Source organism: Reyranella sp., assembly GCF_050185545.1.
Lineage (GTDB): Bacteria > Pseudomonadota > Alphaproteobacteria > Reyranellales > Reyranellaceae > Reyranella.
The window spans coordinates 1-2259 of sequence record NZ_JBFWZI010000239.1 but is presented as its reverse complement, the minus strand read 5'-3'; the positions used below and the strand labels follow the sequence as shown (position 1 = coordinate 2259).

Annotated in this window: 1 protein-coding gene and 1 pseudogene; both read right to left on the bottom strand. The window is 63.7% G+C overall.

Features of this window, described 5'->3' with window-relative positions; genetic code table 11:
- A partial coding sequence (locus AB7O82_RS34345) for a peptide ABC transporter substrate-binding protein (RefSeq protein WP_428621446.1) occupies nucleotides 1-1568 on the bottom strand: 1568 nt, incomplete at its 3' end.
- 157 nt (nucleotides 1569-1725) lie between these two features.
- Nucleotides 1726-2259: pseudogene (locus AB7O82_RS34340) on the bottom strand (peptide ABC transporter substrate-binding protein); the annotation flags it as partial.

Genomic DNA, 2259 nt, shown 5'->3' with positions numbered 1-2259 from the left:
TTCTGCCAGCGCGTGATGTTGCGGCCCTGCCACTTGTTGGCCTTGCTGGCCGCCTCCCACGAGCAGAACTGGCGCATGAACACTTCGGGGTCGGGCTGGGCCGGCCCGTTGTTGTACATCTGCAGGTCGGCGTAGAAGTGTGGATAGGTGTCGGGATTGGCCACGTCCGACGAGAAGAACACCGAGGCCGTCACCGCCTTGACCTCGATCTCGATGCCGGCCTTCTGGCAGGCCTGCTTTACGATGGCCTGGTTCTTCTGCCGCGGCTGGTTGATCGAGGTCTGGTAGACGAATTTCAGCTTCTTGCCGTCCTTCTCGCGGATGCCGTCGGCGCCCTTCTTCCAGCCCGCCTTCTCCAGGACGTCGATCGCCTTGTCGATATTGAACTCGTACCTGGTGTTCTTCGATCGGAAGCGCTCCGGATTGTTGAAGAAGTTCGGCGTGGCGACGCCGGTGCGTCCATAGATGTGCTTCTCGACCGAATCCTTGTCGACCAGCAGGGCCAGCGCCTGGCGCACCGCCGGGTCCGACAGGGTCGGATGCGTTGTCTTGAGGCTGGAGCGTTCGCCGTCGACCTCGGTCCACGGATCGCGGGTGTTGAGCTGGATATGCTCGATGCCGCCGCCCTTGGTCATGATGACCCGGCCCTTGCCGCCCTTCTCGAGGCGCTGCAGGATCTCGTCCTCGACCTGCATGTTCCAGCCGTAGTCGAACTCGCCGGTCTGCAGCACCGCCCGCGCCGCCGATACGGCATCGCCGCCGCCCTTCATCTCGATGGCGTCGAAGTAGGGCTTGTTGTCCTGGTGATAGTCCATGTTGATGACACCGGTCACCAGGTCGCCCGGCTTGAAGTCCTTGAACTTGTAGGGGCCGGTCCCGACCGGCTTGAGGTTGTTCGGCGCCTCGCGCGACTTCTCGCCGGTGTAGTCGGCGAACAGATGCTTTGGAATGATGCAGCCGGCCGCGGAGACGAAGGTGTCGGCCCAGAACGGCGTCGGCGACGGAAACTTCACGACCACTGTGTACTGATCGATCTTCTCGACCGTGACGTTCTTGTAGGAGCCGCTGGTCAGCGTCGCGGTCGCCGGATTGCGGGAATACTCCCAGGTGAAGACGACATCGTCGGCCGTGAAGGGCTTTCCATCATGCCACTTGACGCCCTTCTTCAGCTTCCAGGTCACCGACTTGCCGTCGGCCGCCAAGGTGCCGTCCTCGCGGCCGGGGACGGTCTCCGCCAGGATCGGCCGCAGATTTCCTTCTGCGTCCCAGCCGGCGAGCGGCTCGTAGAACAGGCGCGAGCCGTCCTGGTCCTTGGTGCCGGTCGCGAAATGCGGGTTGAGCAGGGTCGGCCCCTGCCACCACAGCACCTTCAGAAGGCCGCCGCCGCCACGCTTGGTCGGCTTGTAGACCGGCCTGGTCTGGGCCATCGCCACGCCCGACAGCGCGAGCAGCTGGTTGGCCAGCGGCGCCGTCAGCCCGACTGCCGCCATCCTGCCAATGAAGCCGCGGCGGGAAAGGGTGCCCGCCTTCACCCGGTCGATCAGACCGCGCAGATCATGTTCGTTCATCGAATGCTCCCAATCCGAGTTGAAGTAGCCGCCCTGAATTCGACTCTCATCTCTCGTCACGCTCCGGCTATCCTGCAAGATGCGTGCAAGCTGCGATGGGAACAGGCCCGACAGCTGCCGTCAACTGTCTGACGGCAGCCCTCCGGCCGGAAGGGTCTCAGGCTTCGCGATACCAGCTCGCCAGATCCCAGGTGTTGGTATCCCAGCCGCTCAGCTCCGCGGTGAGCCTGTTGCTGACGGCGCTGACGACCGGACGGGCGACCACGGGGATCACGACATGGTCGTTCACGACCATCTCGCTCAACTTGATCAGCAAGGCCGCGCGCTTGACCGGGTCGAGCTCGACCTGGGCGGCCTTGTAGATGTCGTCGTATTCCTTGTTTACCCAGCGCGTGACGTTGCGGCCCTGCCATTTGTTCGCCTTGGTCGCCACCTCCCACGACAGGAACTGGCGCAGGAACACCGCCGGGTCCGGCTGCTGCGGGCCGTTATTGTACATCTGCAGGTCGGGGTAGAACTTGGTGTAGGTGTCGGGATTGGCCACGTCCGACGAGAAGTAGACCGACGCCGTCACCGCCTTGACCTCGATGTCGATGCCGGCCTTCTGGCAGGCCTGCTTGACGATCGCCTGGGTCTTCTGGCGCGGCTGGTTGATCGAGGTCTGGTAGACGAACCTGAGCTTCTTGCCGTC